The 18,704-nt window shown below is 44.1% G+C and carries 11 protein-coding genes; 5 read left to right on the forward strand and 6 right to left on the reverse strand.

Features of this window, described 5'->3' with window-relative positions; all coding sequences use genetic code 11:
• Positions 1–417 precede the first annotated feature (417 nt).
• The 4 genes from IH598_04295 (at position 418) to IH598_04310 (ending at position 7,223) form a co-directional block, all read left to right on the forward strand.
• The gene (locus tag IH598_04295; GenBank protein MBE0637717.1) at positions 418–1,902 is read left to right on the forward strand and encodes a T9SS type A sorting domain-containing protein; all 1,485 of its coding nucleotides are present in this window, start codon (positions 418–420) and stop codon (positions 1,900–1,902) included.
• 331 nt (positions 1,903–2,233) lie between these two features.
• Positions 2,234–5,068, forward strand: coding sequence for a 2-oxoglutarate dehydrogenase E1 component (locus tag IH598_04300; GenBank protein ID MBE0637718.1), 2,835 nt, complete (start codon positions 2,234–2,236; stop codon positions 5,066–5,068).
• Positions 5,069–5,085: 17 nt separating this feature from the next.
• A complete protein-coding gene (gene odhB, locus IH598_04305; GenBank protein ID MBE0637719.1) occupies positions 5,086–6,375 on the forward strand; it encodes a 2-oxoglutarate dehydrogenase complex dihydrolipoyllysine-residue succinyltransferase in 1,290 nt (429 codons plus the stop codon).
• Positions 6,376–6,434: 59 nt separating this feature from the next.
• Entirely contained in the window at positions 6,435–7,223 is a 789-nt protein-coding gene (locus IH598_04310) for a hypothetical protein (protein MBE0637720.1), read from the forward strand.
• Positions 7,224–7,410: 187 nt separating this feature from the next.
• Here the strand turns inward: IH598_04310 and IH598_04315 are convergent, their stop codons facing one another.
• Positions 7,411–9,984: an adenosylcobalamin-dependent ribonucleoside-diphosphate reductase gene (locus IH598_04315; GenBank protein ID MBE0637721.1), complete on the reverse strand. Its 2,574-nt coding sequence runs from the start codon at positions 9,982–9,984 to the stop codon at positions 7,411–7,413.
• Positions 9,985–10,417: 433 nt separating this feature from the next.
• Entirely contained in the window at positions 10,418–13,813 is a 3,396-nt protein-coding gene (locus IH598_04320; GenBank protein ID MBE0637722.1) for a hypothetical protein, read from the reverse strand.
• A 162-nt stretch (positions 13,814–13,975) separates the two neighbouring features.
• Between IH598_04320 and IH598_04325 the strand changes: the two genes are divergently transcribed.
• Positions 13,976–14,614 carry an MBL fold metallo-hydrolase gene (locus IH598_04325; protein ID MBE0637723.1) on the forward strand — a complete coding sequence of 213 codons (639 nt, stop codon included), beginning with the start codon at positions 13,976–13,978 and terminating at the stop codon, positions 14,612–14,614.
• Between the two features lie 259 nt (positions 14,615–14,873).
• On the opposite strand, the gene IH598_04330 is transcribed toward IH598_04325, so the two are convergent.
• From IH598_04330 to IH598_04345, 4 genes are all read right to left on the reverse strand, one after another.
• A complete protein-coding gene (locus IH598_04330; protein ID MBE0637724.1) occupies positions 14,874–15,980 on the reverse strand; it encodes a sodium ion-translocating decarboxylase subunit beta in 1,107 nt (368 codons plus the stop codon).
• Between the two features lie 288 nt (positions 15,981–16,268).
• Positions 16,269–16,715, reverse strand: coding sequence for an acetyl-CoA carboxylase biotin carboxyl carrier protein subunit (locus IH598_04335; protein MBE0637725.1), 447 nt, complete (start codon positions 16,713–16,715; stop codon positions 16,269–16,271).
• Positions 16,712–17,083: an OadG family protein gene (locus IH598_04340; protein MBE0637726.1), complete on the reverse strand. Its 372-nt coding sequence runs from the start codon at positions 17,081–17,083 to the stop codon at positions 16,712–16,714. The genes IH598_04335 and IH598_04340 overlap by 4 nt, the downstream gene beginning before the upstream one ends.
• 13 nt (positions 17,084–17,096) lie before the next feature.
• On the reverse strand, positions 17,097–18,656 hold the full coding sequence (locus IH598_04345; protein ID MBE0637727.1) for an acyl-CoA carboxylase subunit beta: 1,560 nt from the start codon (positions 18,654–18,656) through the stop codon (positions 17,097–17,099).
• Positions 18,657–18,704: the final 48 nt, after the last annotated feature.

The raw sequence follows: 18,704 nt of genomic DNA on the forward strand, positions 1-18,704 counted from the left end.
TCAGAGAGTCATTGTATGTGAGTGGCTCGGTCATCAGATCGACTTTCAAAGCTTCGGGGAGTTTGTGGCATGGGCAACAAAATGTTACTCAGTTTTTTACAATGAAAAATAAATTTAAACCTAACCCGGATAAACCAGAAATTACTCCAAAGGAGTCCTGCGGACAAAATACAAGAAACAAATCTCTCCATAGGAGTCCTTTGGACAATGAACAAAGAATTAAAATTCCAAACAGTGAAAGCAACCCTGCCTGCGTGACGCAGTCAGGCAGGAATGAATGTGGACCAGTTTGGGTAATTGAATTTTTTAAATTTCGTATTTATTTGTCTTTTGTCTTTTGACATTTTCCAATGGATGCCTTCGGCAGAAAATTCTGCAAAAAAAAGAAACAAAAAAAAGAAACTAAAACCTATAACGATGAAAAAATTCAACATGATCCTGCTTTTTCTTTGGTTTACGATGATGGCTTCGGGGCAGTACATTACCCCCGGAACCGGCGTCAACTGGAATTTAGAGCAGTTTGTCAGCAATTCCGGCGGAATCATTTCATTTGATGGTTCGGTGTATGATATCTCCGGCAACATCACCATTTCTGCCAATGACATCATCAGTATAAACGAACCGGTATATTTCAGGGTATCCTCCACCGTATTGATCACAGTAAGCGGAAACCTGATCATAACCGCCCAGGAACCGCCTGTAATATTTGCCTCAACTGACCAACAGAACCATTTCACAGGATTCAAATTTCAGAACAGCTCTGGTTCAAACCTCAGCAATGTTCAATTTTTCCGGGCTGGTGGGATCAAATTACTCAGTTCTAATATTGAGTTCAATGGTTGTGTGTTCGAGGAGTTCAATCAATCCAACTGTACCGGCGCCCTTGATCTCAGCCAGAGTTCCCCGCTCATTTCATCCTGCGGTTTTATCCAGAATGCAGGGCCTGCTGTGCTTTCGTCAGCCAATGGCGCCTCTTCCCCACAAATCATCAACTGCATAATGGATGGCAATGTCACTACCAATGCCAACATGCCGCAAATCAATTTGGGAACTTCAGCAACCGATTCCATAAGGATTGTTGGAAATCAGATTATCGGGAACCCGGCCCTATTACAAGTTGGCGGAATCGCTATCACCACATTGGTCGGTGGTACTTTAACAGCGCGGATTGAAGGCAACCTGATAAAAAACAACCGCTATGGGATGACCCAATACGGAAACAACATCGGATCGGTAATTCGAAACAATATTATCGAAGACAATAACACTCAGGGGCTTCCAAACCTTGGTGGCAGCGGCATTAATTTCTTCGGAAACACGACCAACCAATCCTATGTTTCCGGAAATACCATCACCGGAAATCTTTGGGGAATTACCATCCAAAACAGCGCCCAACCCAATTTTGGTCAGCTCGATCTGGGTGATCTGAGCCCGGGAATGAACCAGCTTTTCGGAAACGGTAACGAAGGAGAAATTTTCGACCTGTACAACAACACGCCGCTGACCATCTGGGCACAAAATAACGATTGGGGAACCATGGACATAGATTCTGTTGAAATGCATATTTTCCACCAATCCGACGACCCCACCCTCGGTATTGTCCATTATCTCCCACTGCTTGATCCGACAGTGAGCATTCATAATTTTGACAGCAATCCAGATCGGGATAATTTGCACGTGCTGTTCCCAAATCCGACAACCGGATTTATCAGTATTCAGGGATTGCCAGAACAAAAGAAAATGAGTTTAAGACTTTTTAGCCTAAACGGAGAGCTAGTAAGATCTATTCAAACGAATATGCAGAAGGGGGATTTTGATCTTTCCGGCTTGCCACCCGGTTTCTATTTTTTAGTAATTCAAACTCCCGAAAATAGCGTTGCACGGCGGATAATTATTCATTAGCTGCGGGTTACATTTGTTAAATATTTCAAAAACCGGAAACACTGTACTCATTAATTTCCTTTTAAGTAGTGCTTACCAGAAAACCCTTAACGTTGACCCCAACCCTCCCGAAGTTTCGGGATAAATTCACGGAGCAATGATTTTCAGCGATTTACTCACTTTGGTGCTGGTAATTAACTCGGTGAAAATCAAATTCAGGTTGTTTTCTGGCAAGCACTAAGTATCTGAATAATACGATTTCAAAGGATCGAATTGTGACGATACCATTAATTTGGGGAGTTACAAGACCAAAATCATTTACTTTTGTACTTTTATTTCAAGCACTTAAACCATGGATAAATACACCTATCTGGGAAATGCTGATCCTGCGGTCATCGAGGCGATGTACGATCAGTACCTCGCTGATCCGGAGTCGGTTGATCTGAGTTGGAGGAAATTTTTTGAGGGTTTTGAGTTTTCGAGGCAGCGCTATGGCGATGATGTACCAGCAATAAACGAAAGCTATCTTGATGAGTTCAAGGTGATTAACCTGATCAACGGCTATCGTCAGCGTGGCCATCTTTTCACACAAACCAACCCTGTTCGCACACGCAGGCAATATCGTCCGACACTCGACATCACAAACTTCAATCTATCCGAAAAAGACCTCGACAGGAAGTTTGCCGCCGGTAATGAAATCGGTTTGGGAGAGGTCACTCTTCGGGAGATCATTTCGCACCTCAACGAAACCTATTGTAAAAGTGTTGGCGCCGAGTTTATGTTTATCCGCGATGTGGAGGTGATGGCCTGGCTGCGCGCCGGTATGGAGCGAACACGCAACACCATGAAATTCAGCAGGGAGGATAAAGTTTACATCCTTAAAAAGCTTGCCCGTGCTGTGAATTTTGAAAAATTTATCCATAAAAAATTTCCAGGACAAAAACGCTTTTCACTCGAAGGAGCTGAGTCTCTGATTCCGGCCATGGATGCTATCATGGAAAAAGGAGCTGATTTGGGTACAAAAGAGTTCGTCATCGGTATGCCCCATCGTGGCCGGTTGAACGTACTGGCCAATATCATGCGAAAAAAATTCAGCGACATCTTTGCTGAATTTTCAGGGATTTCTTACGATGATGAAACTTTACTGGGCGATGTGAAATATCACCTGGGTTACTCCTGCGAACGTGAAACTACATCTGGTAAAAAAGTAAAACTCACACTTACAGCCAATCCCTCTCACCTTGAGACTGTTGACCCTGTAGTGGAGGGTATCGTTCGTGCCAAAATTGATAATTCCTACAACGGCGATTTTATAAAAGTAGCGCCCATACTCATTCACGGCGATGCCTCAATAGCTGCGCAGGGCGTGGTTTATGAAGTAGTGCAGATGTCGCAGCTAAAGGGGTATAAAACCGGAGGAACAATACATATTGTTGTGAACAACCAGTTAGGTTTCACTACCAATTACCTTGATGCACGTTCGAGTACTTATTGCACTGATGTTGCTAAAGTAGTACAATCTCCTGTTTTCCATGTTAATGGCGACGATGTGGAGGCACTCGTTTATACCATCCAGTTTGCTATGGAATTCCGTGATAAATTCCGGCGCGATGTCTTCATCGACCTTCTCTGCTATCGCAAATATGGCCACAATGAGGGCGATGAGCCGCGGTTCACCCAGCCACTGCTGTATAAGATAATCGAAAAACACCCGAATCCGTTCGATATTTATGCAAAAAGGCTGATCGGAGAAGGGCTGGTCACAAACGATGAAATTACCCGAATCCAGTCGGAAATCAATGCAACGATGGAGCGTAACCTCGAAGAATCCAAAACAAAGGAAAAAGCGAGTATCAGGTTCTTTCTGGATGGCAACTGGCACAAAATAAGGAAGGCTACTTCAGCCGATTTTGAGCAATCCCCCGACACAAGTGTAAAGGAAGATGTGTTGAAGGAAATAGCAGTAAAACTAACTTCATTGCCTGCTGATAAAAACTTTTACCGGAAACTGGTAAAACTGCAGGACGACCGCCGGAAAATGGTATTTGAAGATGACCGGCTCGATTGGGCCATGGGCGAACTGCTGGCCTACGCTACATTGCTTAAAGAAGGCTACAGTGTGCGTTTGAGCGGGCAGGACTCCGAACGCGGAACATTCTCCCACCGTCATGCCGTAATGAGGGTGGATGAATCGGAAGAAATCTATATTCCTTTGTTGAATATTGACGAAAAACAGGCACATTTTGAAGTGTACAACTCATTACTTTCAGAATATGGTGTGCTTGGATTTGAATACGGTTATGCTCTGGAAGCTCCTGACAACCTGACCATCTGGGAGGCACAGTTCGGCGATTTCAACAACGGCGCCCAGATCATTATCGACCAGTATATCAGCAGTGCTGAGGAAAAGTGGAATGTGATGAACGACCTGGTGTTGCTGCTTCCACATGGCTATGAAGGTCAGGGTCCCGAGCACTCAAGCGCCCGCATTGAGCGCTTTCTGACCCTTTGTGCCGAGAACAACATGCAATTGGTGAATGCAACCACTCCGGCCAACTTCTTCCATGTGTTGCGCCGCCAGATTCACCGCGATTTCAGGAAGCCATTAATTGTTTTTACTCCAAAAAGCCTGCTTCGCCATGCCCAATGTGTTTCTTCTCTGAGCGAATTTAGCAATGGCGGTTTTCGTGAAATAATTGACGACCCTTCAGCCGATCCTGAAATGGTTACCAGAGTGGTTTTTTGCAGTGGTAAATTGTATTACGAATTGTTGGAGGAAAGAGAGGAAAAAAAATACCACGAAACAGCCATTGTGAGAATCGAACAACTTTATCCTTTACCTGAGAAACAAATTAAGGAGGTGTTGGCGAAATACAAAAATGCAACAGATTACATCTGGTCGCAGGAAGAGCCGGTGAACATGGGCGCCTGGACTTTTATGCTACAGAATTTTCCTGGCGTCAGGTTAAATGTCGTCGCCCGTCCGGCAAGTGGTAGCCCGGCAACAGGGTCTCCAAAATTTCACGTCCTCCGGCAGCGAAAAGTGATCGAAAAATCTTTCCGGGCCTGTGATTGCCCTATGGTGAACAAGGAGTGTCGCATGATCTGCATCGGTAACCGTTGGAAATCATTTGCCGAAAATCCCGAAAAGGTAATTAAGGCCAACTTCCTTAATCAATTGAAATAGAAAAAATAAATAAAGTTATGATCATCGAAATTAAAGTCCCAAGCCCGGGAGAATCCATCTCTGAAGTGCAACTGGCCAACTGGTTTTTTGCCAATGGCGATTTTGTAGAGAAAGATGCCGAGATTGCCGAAATTGATTCGGATAAAGCCACCCTGACCATTAACGCATCGGAGGCAGGAAAAATAGCCATTTTGGTTGAAGCCGGCGAGACAGTAGAAGTTGGAACGGTAATCTGCACCATTGACACCGAAGCTGAAGGCGCGCCCAAAACAGAAAAGAACGAAGAAAAACCCGCTGTTAAAGAGGAAAAGAAAACTGAAAAACAACCTGAGCAGAAAGCCGCAGCCAAAGAACCTGTTGCAGCCAAAGAAGGTCAGCCGGCAAAAAGCCTGGGCATTCACATTTCGCCTTTAGCCAAAAAACTGCTAGAAGCCAATAAACTTAGTGAAAGTGATCTGGTAAATTTTTACAAAAAACTTCGCCTTTCAAAAGATGATGTCGTGCAGTTTATCGACGACATGAAATCCATCCCGACTGCTCCTCAAGCGCCCCAAGGTTCCCCGTCCTGGGGTGGCCACCGCGAAACCGATCGAAAAAAGATGACTACACTCCGGCTGAAACTGGCCGAACGACTGGTTGCCGTTAAAAATGAAACAGCCATGCTCACCACGTTCAATGAAGTGAACATGACACCAATCATGCAATTACGCAACAAATATAAAGATGCTTTTAAGGAGAAATACGGCGTTTCACTGGGATTCATGTCGTTTTTCACCAAAGCTATAACAGAAGCCTTACAACATTTCCCACAGGTAAATGCACAGATTGATGGGAATGAAATCATTTACCACAACTACGCTGATATCGGCATCGCTGTAAGTGCACCCAAAGGGTTGATGGTCCCGATTATCCGCAACGCCGAAACATTAATGCTGCACGAAATCGAAGCAGCCATTAAAGACCTGGCTACCAAAGCCCGCAACGGAAAACTCACCATTGAAGAAATGACCGGTGGAACCTTTACCATCACCAACGGGGGCGTGTTTGGCTCGATGCTTTCCACTCCGATTATCAACCCGCCGCAAAGCGCCATCCTTGGAATGCACAATATCGTCGAACGACCTATAGCAGTGAACGGCAAGGTGGAGATCCATCCGATCATGTACGTGGCCATGTCATACGACCACCGTATTATCGACGGGCGTGAATCTGTGAGTTTTCTTGTTAAAGTCAAAGAAATGCTCGAAGACCCTGCAAGAATGCTGTTTGCCGGAAATGATCCGGAAAAAGTACTGCTTGGTTTGTAGCTTAAACGTCACTCTTACGGGCTGTTTTATCGTTGATAAATAAAACGATTAAATAACTGATGAAAAAAATTTTGTCTGGGATTGTTTACGTCATTTTTGGCCCGTTTTGGACCTTTTTATCAATCACCGCAGCCTTTTCAGACGATGTTGATGTAGTGGCAAAAATTGTCATTCTTATGCTTTTTACCCTTCCCGGGATATTGCTGACTTACAGAGGGATCAGACTGATTATTTTATACGTTCAATTGAAAAAGTTAGAAAATACTGGTTCTTCTGGCGAAAAAATGGTAGCAAGGGCTTTTTTGGAAGATGATATTTCTGGGTTCAGAAGTGAGAATATTCTTGCCAGATGGGAAATTAAAGGTAAAGAATGGGAGCGTTTTAAAGCGCGGAAATGTACACCCGAAGCCATCAATAGGTCTACATCCTTGTATGCAGTTTCTTATGGAATTGGGGCAGGTGCATTCATGCTTTTGTTTCTCCACAGTGAATCCTTAAATCTCATGCTGAGTGTGGGATGTGTCGTTGCTTTAATCGTTTCTTTTATCACGTACTTTATTTTCAGGCGGGTTGAGTATAACAAATATGGTTTTGTTAATGATCTCAGCCTCGGGGAACTTACTCTGACTTATGAATACGCCCTTTTCTGTGGTAAAACAATCCCGCTCAATTTTGGAAAATGGAGTGTTGAACGATTGGATGTCTTGGAAAAGAACGACACAAACTATTTGTTTTTTAGGGTTTGGGAGCGATCATTCGGCCATTCGTCCCTCATATTTTTTGAATTTCCCATACCTGCCGATAAGCTGCATGAAGCAGAGAACCTGAAAAACATGTACATTCAATAAATCCGGAATTTATCCGCTTCAAAAATCGATGAAAACTATTGCGGACTTTCACCAGCGTTTTATAATCCGGAGAATAACATATTGGCGACATCCAAAATCTTGCATATAGAATTTCAACTACCTTGATACATACAAATAATAAGGAAAGACTTTTTCAGCAAGCGCTGAGTATTCGAAACAGCCTTTTTCATTCGCAGCCACTGTAGCCGCAACTCGAGCAGGTGATGCAGCCTTCGCGGTAGATCAGGTTTCCTTCGCTTTTACAGTTGGGACATTTGCCTTTTTTGGCTGCAGTTCCGTCGGGTATGTATTTTTTGAGTGCCCGTACCACTCCGTTTTTCCAGGTATTGATGGCGTCGCTGTCGAGGATCAGGTTGCTAACGATATCTACTACATAAGGCAAAGGCATACCGTGGCGCAGGATTCCTGAAATGAGTTTGGCGTAGTTCCAGTATTCCTTGTTAAATTGCCTTGAAAGGCCTTCCATGGTCATTTTATATCCATCCGAATCCTGAAACTGGAAGTCGTATCTTGAGGCATCGTTTTCCTTATTTTTGATCACCCAACCTTTTGTAACCCAGTCAGGGACAAAGAAACCTTTGGCTTTTCCGGTAAAAATCTCATAGGGACGGTTGTTAAGCAAGCCAATTACAGCGACCCACTTTTCGTCGTTGTTGGTGAACCACATCACATCTGCTTTGAGCTTTTGCGGACGCGGTGGTGCCTGGGTTTCCTTAAACTCCTCGTCACCATTGTTCTTATTGCTGATCAACACTCCTTCGCGCGAGCCGTCCCTATAAATGGTCATCCCTTTGCAACCGCTTTCCCATGCTGTCATATAAACATCACTCACAAGGCTTTCGCTGACGTCTGAAGGGAGGTTTACAGTTACGCTGATGGAATGATCCACCCACTTTTGCACGGCGCCCTGCATTTTGACCTTCGAAACCCAGTCGATATCGTTTGAGGTGGCCTTGTGGTAAGGTGATTTACGCACCAGCTTCTGGATTTCTTCCTGGGTCTGACCCACAACATTTTCAGGGTTGTAACCATTGACTTCGAGCCAGGTTTTGAACTTTGGATGGAATACATTAAACTCCTCCCAGGAGTCACCACTTTCATCTACAAACGAAATTTTCACATCCTTGTCGTTGGGATTCACTTTACGGCGACGGCTGTAGGTTGGCAGGAAAACCGGCTCGATTCCGGATGAAGTCTGGGTGCAAATGCTTACACTGCCGGTTGGTGCTATGGTAAGCAGGGCAATGTTGCGCCGGCCGTATTTTTTCATTTCTTCGATAACAGTAGGATCAGCACTTCCGATACGTTGGATAAATGGATTGTTTTTTTCTTTCTCAAAATCAAAAACCCCGAAGCTGCCACGTTCTTTGGCCAGATTAACAGATGACCTGTACACTTCGACTGCGAGGGTCTTGTGTACCTCAACAGCAAATGCATTGGCCTCTTCAGAGCCATAACGCAGGCCAAGTGCGGCAAACATATCTCCTTCGGCAGTGATACCGATTCCTGTGCGGCGCCCTTGCTGGGTCTTTTCTTTAATTTTTTCCCACATCCTCTTTTCCGTGAGCTTTGTCTCCTCAGCCTCCGGATCTGAATTGATTTTGGCAAGTATGCCATCCACTTTTTCCGTTTCCAGGTCGATGATATTGTCCATCATGCGCTGGGCAATGTGGGCATGTTTTCTAAACAGATTGAAGTTAAAACTTGCTTTTTCGGTAAAAGGGTTTTCGACATAACTGTATAGGTTGATGGCCAGCAAACGGCAACTGTCGTATGGACATAGTGGAATTTCACCGCAGGGATTTGTCGAAACCGTACTAAAACCTTTATCAGCATAGCTGTCGGGCACTGATTCTTTGATCACGGTGTCCCAGAAAAGGATACCCGGTTCAGCCGATTTCCAGGCGTTGTGAATGATCTTGTGCCACAAATCCCGCGCATCAATGGTTTTGGTCACCACAGGATGATCAGAGTGAATGGGGAATTGCTGTGTATAGGGACGCCCTTCTTTTACGCACTGCATAAACTCGTCGTCTATCTTCACTGAGACATTGGCGCCGGTCACCTTGCCGGATTCCATTTTTGCGTTGATAAAGTCTTCAGCATCCGGGTGTTTGATTGATACTGTAAGCATCAGTGCGCCGCGCCTGCCGTCCTGTGCCACCTCGCGGGTAGAGTTGGAATAACGCTGCATAAACGGAACAATTCCGGTTGATGTCAGTGCGCTGTTTTTCACCGGGCTGCCGGCCGGCCGGATGTGCGAAAGGTCATGACCAACACCGCCTCGCCGTTTCATCAACTGCACCTGCTCCTGGTCGGTTTTCATTATGCCGCCATATGAGTCTGAAGGATTTACATCACCAATAACAAAACAATTGGAAAGTGACGAAACCTGGAAATTATTTCCAATACCGGCCATCGGGCTCCCCTGAGGAATGATGTATCGGAAGTCTTTCAGCACATCAAAAATTTCCGCTTCACTCATCGGGTTAGGATATTTCCGGTCGATGCGGGCAATTTCTGCGGCAATACGATGGTGCATATCTTCAGGGGTGAGCTCAAATACCTCTCCCTGGCTGTTTTTCAAAGCGTATTTGGTCATCCAAACCTTCGCTGCGAGTTCGTCACCTTTAAAGTAAATTCTGGATGCTGCCATGATTTCATCAGTGGAGTATGACTTTATCTCTTTCTTCTCCGCTTCTTTTAGAGGTTCAGGTTTAGGAGCGGGAAAGAATACCATTTCTTCCTCAACTTTCGGACGCTCGCGGGTTTCCAACATCTCACGGTAAATGTCTTTTTTGTCTTTCCTTGCCGGAGCGTCTTCAACGCTTACTGAAGGTTTTTTTTCAAGGTCTGCAAAAAGATCGAGTGTCATAATGTATTTAATAATAACAGGTTACGTAATATAAGAAATTTGTTGATTCTTGATTTCCAATGGAATAACTCAAGATGAAATCAGGCGAAAAAGTGGTGCAAGATACAATCAAAAGTTGGCCTCAGCCAAATCATTTTTTCCACAAATGAGTTGTTAATAACATTATTTGCCTGATTAAAAACGTCCTAACAAAAAAATCAGGAAAATTTAATATTCAATTGACCATTTTGGCACAGGGAATATTGTTTGATTCGTTAAAAAAGATAACGGGTAAGCTGAGGGGTCCTCTTTTGAAAAATTAAAAATCGAGACTCATCGAAAAGTAAAATACAGGATTTTTTTTAAATTTCCCGTCCTCAATGCCCCAGGCGAGGTCGCCTTTCATGAAATAACCAAGGAGTTTGGTCCGGGCGCCAAAACCCAGTCCCCCGATGATAGGATCTTTTTCGTACTGTACTTTAATTCGGAGAGGCCCGAAATACTCATACTTTGTATAAAGTACATTGTCTTCATCATAAGGGTTCCATCCAGTCCACGCTGAACCAAGATCACCGAAGGCAACCAGCTGGAAATGTTTTACAAGCTCAGAACTGATTGGACGGTTGAGGAGGTAAGTAAAGACAGGGAAGCGAAGTTCGGAATTGATGACAAGAAAGTTGTTGCCGTTTCTGGCATTTTGATAAAAACCCCGCATATTGGTAGCCAACGTTTGATAAATCCATCGCTGGTCAGGATCAATACGGGTAGTCTGATCGAATGTAGGCAAAACCCATCCATCGGTACCACCCATAAAATAGATCAGCTTATCATGGCCAATATTGGTGCTTCCTGCTACACGGTTTGCCCAGATAAAATGCCTGTTGATGCGTTTATAGTTACGTAAATCAAACCCTAAAACCATAAGGTTTCGGGCAGCATCGTCCACCTGTTGGTTGTATTCGGCAAACGCCATGAATTTGGTGCCTTGTGGCAGGTTCATAGCCAGCTCGCGGCTGTCGTCGTAAATAAGCTGAAGCTTTGCACCACCCCAGTTATTCATTGTATTTGGTTCACGCAGAAGCAACTCGTCCGGACCGGCAATGATATAGTTTTCGTTGCGAAGTAAAAATGTACTTCTAATTCTTAAAACACGGTTGAAAGGATAGGTTAGAATGACAAACCCTTCGTAAACTTTTTGTCTAAGGGCAAAAGTCGATCCGATGATTTCCTCCATGTAACGATGCTGAAAAATGAACTCTTTATCGAGACGGTGGCGCAGGTTGGCATAATTGATAAAAAATTCCTTATCAACAAGGTCGAGACCGATGCGCATTCCGCCCATTATCCGGTAATTTTCCATCAGATCGGTGATGCCAACCTTGAATGTAGGGCTAAGACCCGGGTAGTTGTAACCCGGACTAATTGAGGAAGAGAAGGGCTGATAAGTCTGGTTGAGATAGGAAAAATCAATCTGAGTTACCAGTTGATTGACTGAGTATTCGGTGTAATAATTTCTTTGAACCGGTACTTTAAACTCAATTCCGGGTGTTTCGCTCTCTTCTTTGTTAAAGCGGTTTTGCATGGCGTTCACGCTATCAGGCATATTAATACCAATGATCCCTTGACGTTCCAATCTGTAATGATCAAAATCAATCCGTTGAAGTGAATCAATATCCAATGGGATTGTTTCGGCTTCAAAAGTATCATCTCTCATTACATTGCGAAAACTTTTACGCGGCCGTTGTATTGTCTTTTGTTCATCTGGTGGTTCAATAAATACCGGTTCCTCCCGGTCTGGAATTAATATGATCTGCTTTGGCGTTGGCACAAGTGATTTGATATAATCTGTTTGCCCGGGCTCTACTGATTCTATACGTCCGGGGAGCACCAAGTCGTCACGGTACATCGTGTAGAGCATGTTTTTGTTAAGGATAAACGCATTGGTAGCACTGCGTGGTTCAATCTGGTGGCTAATGATGCTGCGGGAGAAGTTTGTTAAAGGGTAGGATTTTGTAAAAAAACGATAATGTACGGTTGTGTCAACATAAGCTACAGCGCTGTCTGGTTTCCCAATGTGTTGGTTGTTTATACCACTTTCGTCAGTCAGGTAGGTCACATAATTCTTTCCATATTGCATCGGTTGCATTTCGTTGACAAGTGGTGTGTCAGTCACCCTGCGCATCGCTGGTTTTCGGGTAGCGAGGTCGTAAATAAACACATCATAGGTGGTATTCTGACTGCCGAAAGACCCCTTTTCGCCTGCTTGCAGGGTATCACTGGTGCGGTTGGAACTGAAAATAATTTTGGTTGAACTTTCGATAAAACGGGGGTGTAGGTCATCGTAAATATCATTGGTGATCCGGTCGTAACTGCCTGAAACAAGGTTAAAGGTGAAAATATCGCTTTGTCCTTCCTGCACGGCTGAAAGTAAAAGTAACTGACCGTTGTCAGAATAGGAGAAGTCGATAATTTTTTCGAACCCGAACAAATTTCGTTTTGTCCATTTCCGCTCTTCCAGGTCATAGAAATAGAGTTGAAGCAAACCCTTTTCTTCAATCACCATACTTAAAATCCTACCGGTGGGTTGCCAGGCAAGGATAGGATAGGAATAGTCAACCTTTTCGTCAAGCCGATATCCTCCGGTGCGAAGACGTTTTAGCTTGTTAGTGGTGGGATTTAAAAGCCATACATGGTATTTTCCGGTTTCATTGGTGACAAAGGCGAGGTGTTCACCAGTTGGAGAAGCTTTAAGCTGGGAGTAATTACGTGAAGGAATGTTGCGTTTGAGGACACGTTTTCCTACCAGTTGTTTATCGTCCGGAGGCGCATCAAACCGGACATCTTCTGCTGAATAAATGGATTTATAATATTCAAAGCATTCCTGGTAAAGCGTCTTAAGAGAAACCCCGATCACATACTGGAATCCGGTTTCAATGTTTCGGCTTACCCTGATCATGTTGATAATGCTTACTACATTATCCCGTCCGTATTTTTCGGCTATAAATCTCCAGAATGCATGCCCGGCATCCCTAACATACAATTCGTCCATCACTATGCGGTTGAAGTCTTTATATTTACCCGAAAGAACGACGTTCCTTATCTTATTGTCAATGTCAGTGTTCCAGTCATCGGCCAGGTAGGAAATCAACCCGAGCGTGAACCATTGGGGGAGATTCTGGAGGAAGGAGTTCATGACCTGTGAAGTAATGTTACTGCCGAAAATGGAGTTTTGCAGAAGCACATGCGCAATCCCCTGTCTGATCTGAAGCTCAAGGTTAACAATGGATCCGTCGAAATACAGCACTACTTTGTTTCCTAAAATGTAAGAGACTCCGCCTGTATTATATTGTGCGCCGGCACTCAGCCCAATGTTGCTTTGCTTCAGGTCGTTCAGGTTGTTGAAGATCACAAACTGGATTTTCCCTTCGAGGTAGGTGCCCAATTCGGTCTCCATGCGGACCAACTCTGTAGTGGCATAGCGGGCAGTGTGTTCGGCCAACTCCTTGCCATTCAGGTAAAAATAAGTGTCGAAACGGTCAAATTTGTAATACGTCCACAAGAAATCTTTAAACTGAACCCTGCTGCGTCCGAACTCCATCTGGTAACCATTATAAAACTGAGCCCAACCCGCTACCGGCAATAGGAGAAATGTCAGCAAAACTATATTTAGCCTGCCTTTCATTAACAATAATAGCCTGGTAAAAATATGCCTCATTTCAAACAGAAGTTAATTGAGCGGTTCAAATGCAATAAAATGGTCAGATTGAGCTTTTCAATGCCTGAACTTTTATGAATATTGATAACTTTGTAACATGCAAAATATTTTGCTGATTGGTTCACCAATCCGCTATTCATAAACAAAATCCTTAACAAAATGATTAAAGTTGAACGATTGGTTTTTAATGCTTTTCAGGAAAATACTTACCTGGTTTTCGACGACACCGGCGAATGTGTAATTATTGATCCGGGTTGCAGCGACCCTGCCGAGGAAGAGGAGTTGGATCGCTTCATCTCTAAAAGTAAATTGAAACCTGTTGCCCATCTTTACACCCATTGCCATATCGATCACATTCTCGGTATTACCCATGTGTATAGCAAATACGGGTTAAGGCCTTTAATGCACCACGAATCCCTCAAGATCCTCCGAAGCGCAGGTGATCATGGACGTGTGTTTGGAATTGAGTTGGGCGAGATCATCGAACCGGAAACTTATCTTAATGAAGGCGACCAGGTAAAATTTGGAAACTCGGCACTTGAAGTTCTTTATACACCAGGCCACGTTGATGGGCATGTGTGCTTTGTCAGTCGTGCTGCAAAGTTTGCGATAGTCGGTGATGTTTTGTTCAGGGAGAGCATCGGTCGCACCGACCTGCCCACAGGGGACTTTGATGCACTTGTAACAAATATCCGCAATAAGTTGTATACCCTTCCCCCGGAATTCATCGCCTATCCCGGACATGGGCCACACACGACCATCGGGCACGAAAGGCATAACAATCCTTTTGTGAGGGGCTAAAGTACGGTTATTAAACATACAGTGCAAAAGCGAAGGATAATTTCAACCCGGAGATTGAATCTCAGTTCTTTTTACTTAGTCTCTGCAAGAAAACCCACATATTCTATTTTCAACAGTTTGATTACCCCAACCCTAAAGGGAGCAAACTGTTGAAAATCAGAACTCCCTTTAGGGATGGGGTAAATTCTGATTTTCAACATTGATAGTTTTCTTGCAGAGACTACTTAAACCCTTACCCCTGTAGTTACTATAAATATCCTTACAGCAGGAAACTGAGTAAAATACCGGCAGCCACTGCCGAACCGATCACTCCGGAAACATTGGGCGCCATGGCATGCATAAGCAGATGGTTTTTTGGATCGTATTTTAAACCTTCCAACTGAACTACACGCGCACTGTCGGGTACTGCTGAAACACCTGCTGCACCTATTAACGGGTTAATTTTATTTTCGGCTGATAAAAAAACGTTCATTACTTTGGCAAAAGCTACTCCTCCAGCAGTTGCCACCATAAAAGATAAGGCGCCAAGAACAAAGATCAGGATAGATTCACCTGTAAGGAACACATCCGCCTGGGTAGAAGCTCCTACCGTCAGACCAAGAATAATCGTAACAATGTCAATCAGCGATGTCCTTGCCGTGTCGGCAAGTCGCTTGGTTACCCCGCTTTCTTTGAGAATATTTCCGAAAAACAACATACCGAGCAATGGCAGTGCACTTGGAGAGATAAAAGTTGTGATCAGCAGACCGATGACAGGGAAAAGTATTTTTTCGAGTTTGGTAACTGCTCTCGGGGGTTTCATCCGGATGAGGCGTTCTTTTTTTGTTGTCATCAGCCGCATAATAGGTGGCTGGATTACCGGAACAAGCGCCATGTAGGAGTAAGCTGCAATGGCAATAGGCCCGATTAAATTTTTAACCGTAGTTCCGTCGGATAGAATGTTAATCCCGTTAGCCAGTTTTGATGAAAGGAAAATAGCCGTGGGGCCGTCAGCCCCTCCGATAATCCCGATGGCCCCGGCTTCGGCCGGGTGAAAGCCAAGAACAAGCGCCCCCAGGAAAGTGGCAAAGATACCCACTTGTGCGGCAGCACCTAAAAGCATAAGGCGTGGGTTGGAGATGAGCGACGAAAAATCAGTCATGGCGCCGATCCCAAGAAAGATCAATGGCGGATAAACACCTGATGTTACTCCGAAGTAGAGATAGTTCATCACGCTTCCCTTTTCGTAAATACCAAGTTGTAAGCCGGCATCGAGGAGGAATGGAATATTTCCTATCAAAATACCTGTGCCGATAGGAACTAAAAGCAGTGGTTCATAATCATACCGAATGGCGAGGTAAATGAAAAATAATCCTACCAGGATCATGATCAGGTGCCCTTTGGTAACATTAGCAAACCCGGTGTACCTCAAAAATTTAAACACCCCTTTTGATGCAGCTTCCTGCTCCTCATCGAGTGACAGTAAATCCTCATCCGATGGTTCAACTGTTGCATTTTCCTGTTGTACCGATTGAATGGTGTCGGAAACGGGCTGACTTCTGCCCGTATTGACAAGGGTAGTAGATATCAGGGTTAACAGTACAATTATCCCAACTATCGTTAACAGTCTTTTCATTGGTTCTTTAGATTTTGTTGGATACAGTCAGACGATGATTTATCCTGCATTTTGTGCTTCAATTTCCATGAGTGTCTGGTCTTGTAAAACACTGTCGCCTGTCTGAACTTTGAGGTTTTTTATCAAACCGTCCTTTTCGGCCAGGATGGTGTTCTCCATTTTCATGGCCTCATAAACCAGCAGCTTGTCGCCAAGTTTTACTAAATCGCCGTTTTTAACATAAATCTGCATGATATTGCCCGGCAAAGGACATTTCACTTCAAAGCCGGCGGTTTTGGTAATGGTCTTTTTAATTTTGTGATCCTGTCGTTTGATCTCAACTTCCTGCCGGACAAGTTTTGGTGTTTTGCTTTGTGTTTTAACTTCATGATGAAGTTCCACTTCGTAAATAGTGCCATTGACTTCCACTTTGGCAATCTGATCCTCAAACTCCATTACATCGACATCGTAATCATGTCCTTTGATCGAGAATTTGAATTTTTTCATCGTTTTACTGTTCTGAAAAAAGTGTTTGTTGAATAGATCTTTGAACTCCAGGGGGTGTATTGTTTTGAAATTCGCTTTATTGTAATGACATTACTTTCCTCATCGTGAATTTCGCTCAGGTAGAGATGTAATGCCATACTGATTGCAGCTGCAATATTGCCTTCGATATTCATAATTTCCTGGTCGTCACTTTTCCCCCTTTTTCTTAGCTGCCGTCTTACATTGAATTTGATGAGCCGTGGCATTGCATTGAAAATCCAGACCAAAACTACCAAAGCCCCAAATACAATCACATAACCCACAACGGCAATCATTACACTTAATCCGGTTATGTTTGACAAATCAAATGTTATTTCATTCAGTAACATGATATTCAGTTTTTTATAGAGGGATATTATTGTGCTTTTTGGCAGGAATGGTATCCTTCTTGGTTGCCATTGTCTGTAATGCCCTGATGATTCTGAACCTTGTATTACGCGGTTCAATCACATCATCAATATAGCCATACCTCGCGGCTTCATAAGGATTGGCAAACTTTTCACGATATTCTTCTTCTTTCTCAGCCACAAATTTTGCGGCATCTTCAGGATTTTCGAACTCCTTTATTCTTCTGCCTTCCAGCACTTCGATGGCGCCCTTGGGACCCATCACTGCAATTTCAGCAGAAGGCCAGGCATAATTTACGTCTCCCCTGAGTTGTTTCGACCCCATCACATCATGCGCTCCGCCGTAAGATTTACGAAGTGTGATCGTGATCTTGGGAACAGTGGCTTCTCCATAGGCAAAAAGTAATTTGGCGCCATGAATGATAATCCCGCCATATTCCTGGGTGCTGCCCGGTAAAAATCCCGGCACATCAACAAGTGTGATGATAGGAACATTAAATACATCGCACAACCTGACGAAACGGGCAGCTTTTCTGGATGCATTGATGTCGAGCACGCCTGCAAGGAAGTTGGGCTGGTTTGCCACAATACCCACCGGTTGCCCGTTGAATTTGGCAAATCCTACAACCATATTCTTTGCAAAATGCCTGTGAAACTCTAAAAATTCCCGGTCATCTACGATTGTATAAATGATGTCTTTAATGTCGTATGGTTCAGAAGGATTGTCGGGGATAATGCCATTGAGTATATCATCTCTCCGATCAATCGGGTCCTTACATTCGGTGATGATCGGCTCTTCTAAATTATTTTGCGGGAGGTATTCCAGCGTTTTTCTGATGAGCAGAATGCCCTCATCTTCATCATCGGCCCTGAAATGAGCAACACCCGATTTGGTGGCATGAACAGTGGCTCCACCAAGATCTTCTTCCGAAATGGTTTCTCCGGTGACTGTCTTGGTCACTTTTGGCCCGGTGACAAACATGTAACTCGTTTTGTCGCTCATGATTACAACGTCAGTCAATGCTGGTGAATAAACAGCGCCACCTGCACAAGGGCCGAAAATGGCCGAAATTTGTGGAATGACTCCGGAAGCCATGATGTTCCGCTGGAATATTTCGGCATAACCGGCGAGGCTTTTCACCCCTTCCTGAATTCTTGCGCCACCGGAATCGTTGATCCCAATAATCGGAGCGCCAACTTTCATGGCCTGATCCATTACCTTGCAGATTTTCTGAGCGAATGTTTCGGATAATGAGCCCCCGAAAACAGTGAAATCCTGCGAGAAGATAAAAACAATTCGCCCGTCAATTGTACCATGCCCGGTAATAACGCCATCGGAGAGGTATTTTTTGTCGGCCATGCCAAACTCGGTACTGCGATGGGTTACAAACATGTCGTATTCTTCAAAACTGCCTTCATCAAGCAACATTTCGATACGTTCGCGTGCAGTGTATTTCCCTTTGCCATGCTGGTCGGCAACGCGTTGTTCTCCGCCACCCTCGCGGGCTTTCTTACGCAACTCGATGAGATGCTGAAGTTTTTGCTGATTATTCACGAATCAAAATATTTAAATGGTTTATTGTCAGAAATATACTATTGCTGT

This window comes from Bacteroidales bacterium (genome assembly GCA_014860585.1).
Lineage (GTDB): Bacteria > Bacteroidota > Bacteroidia > Bacteroidales > 4484-276 > RZYY01.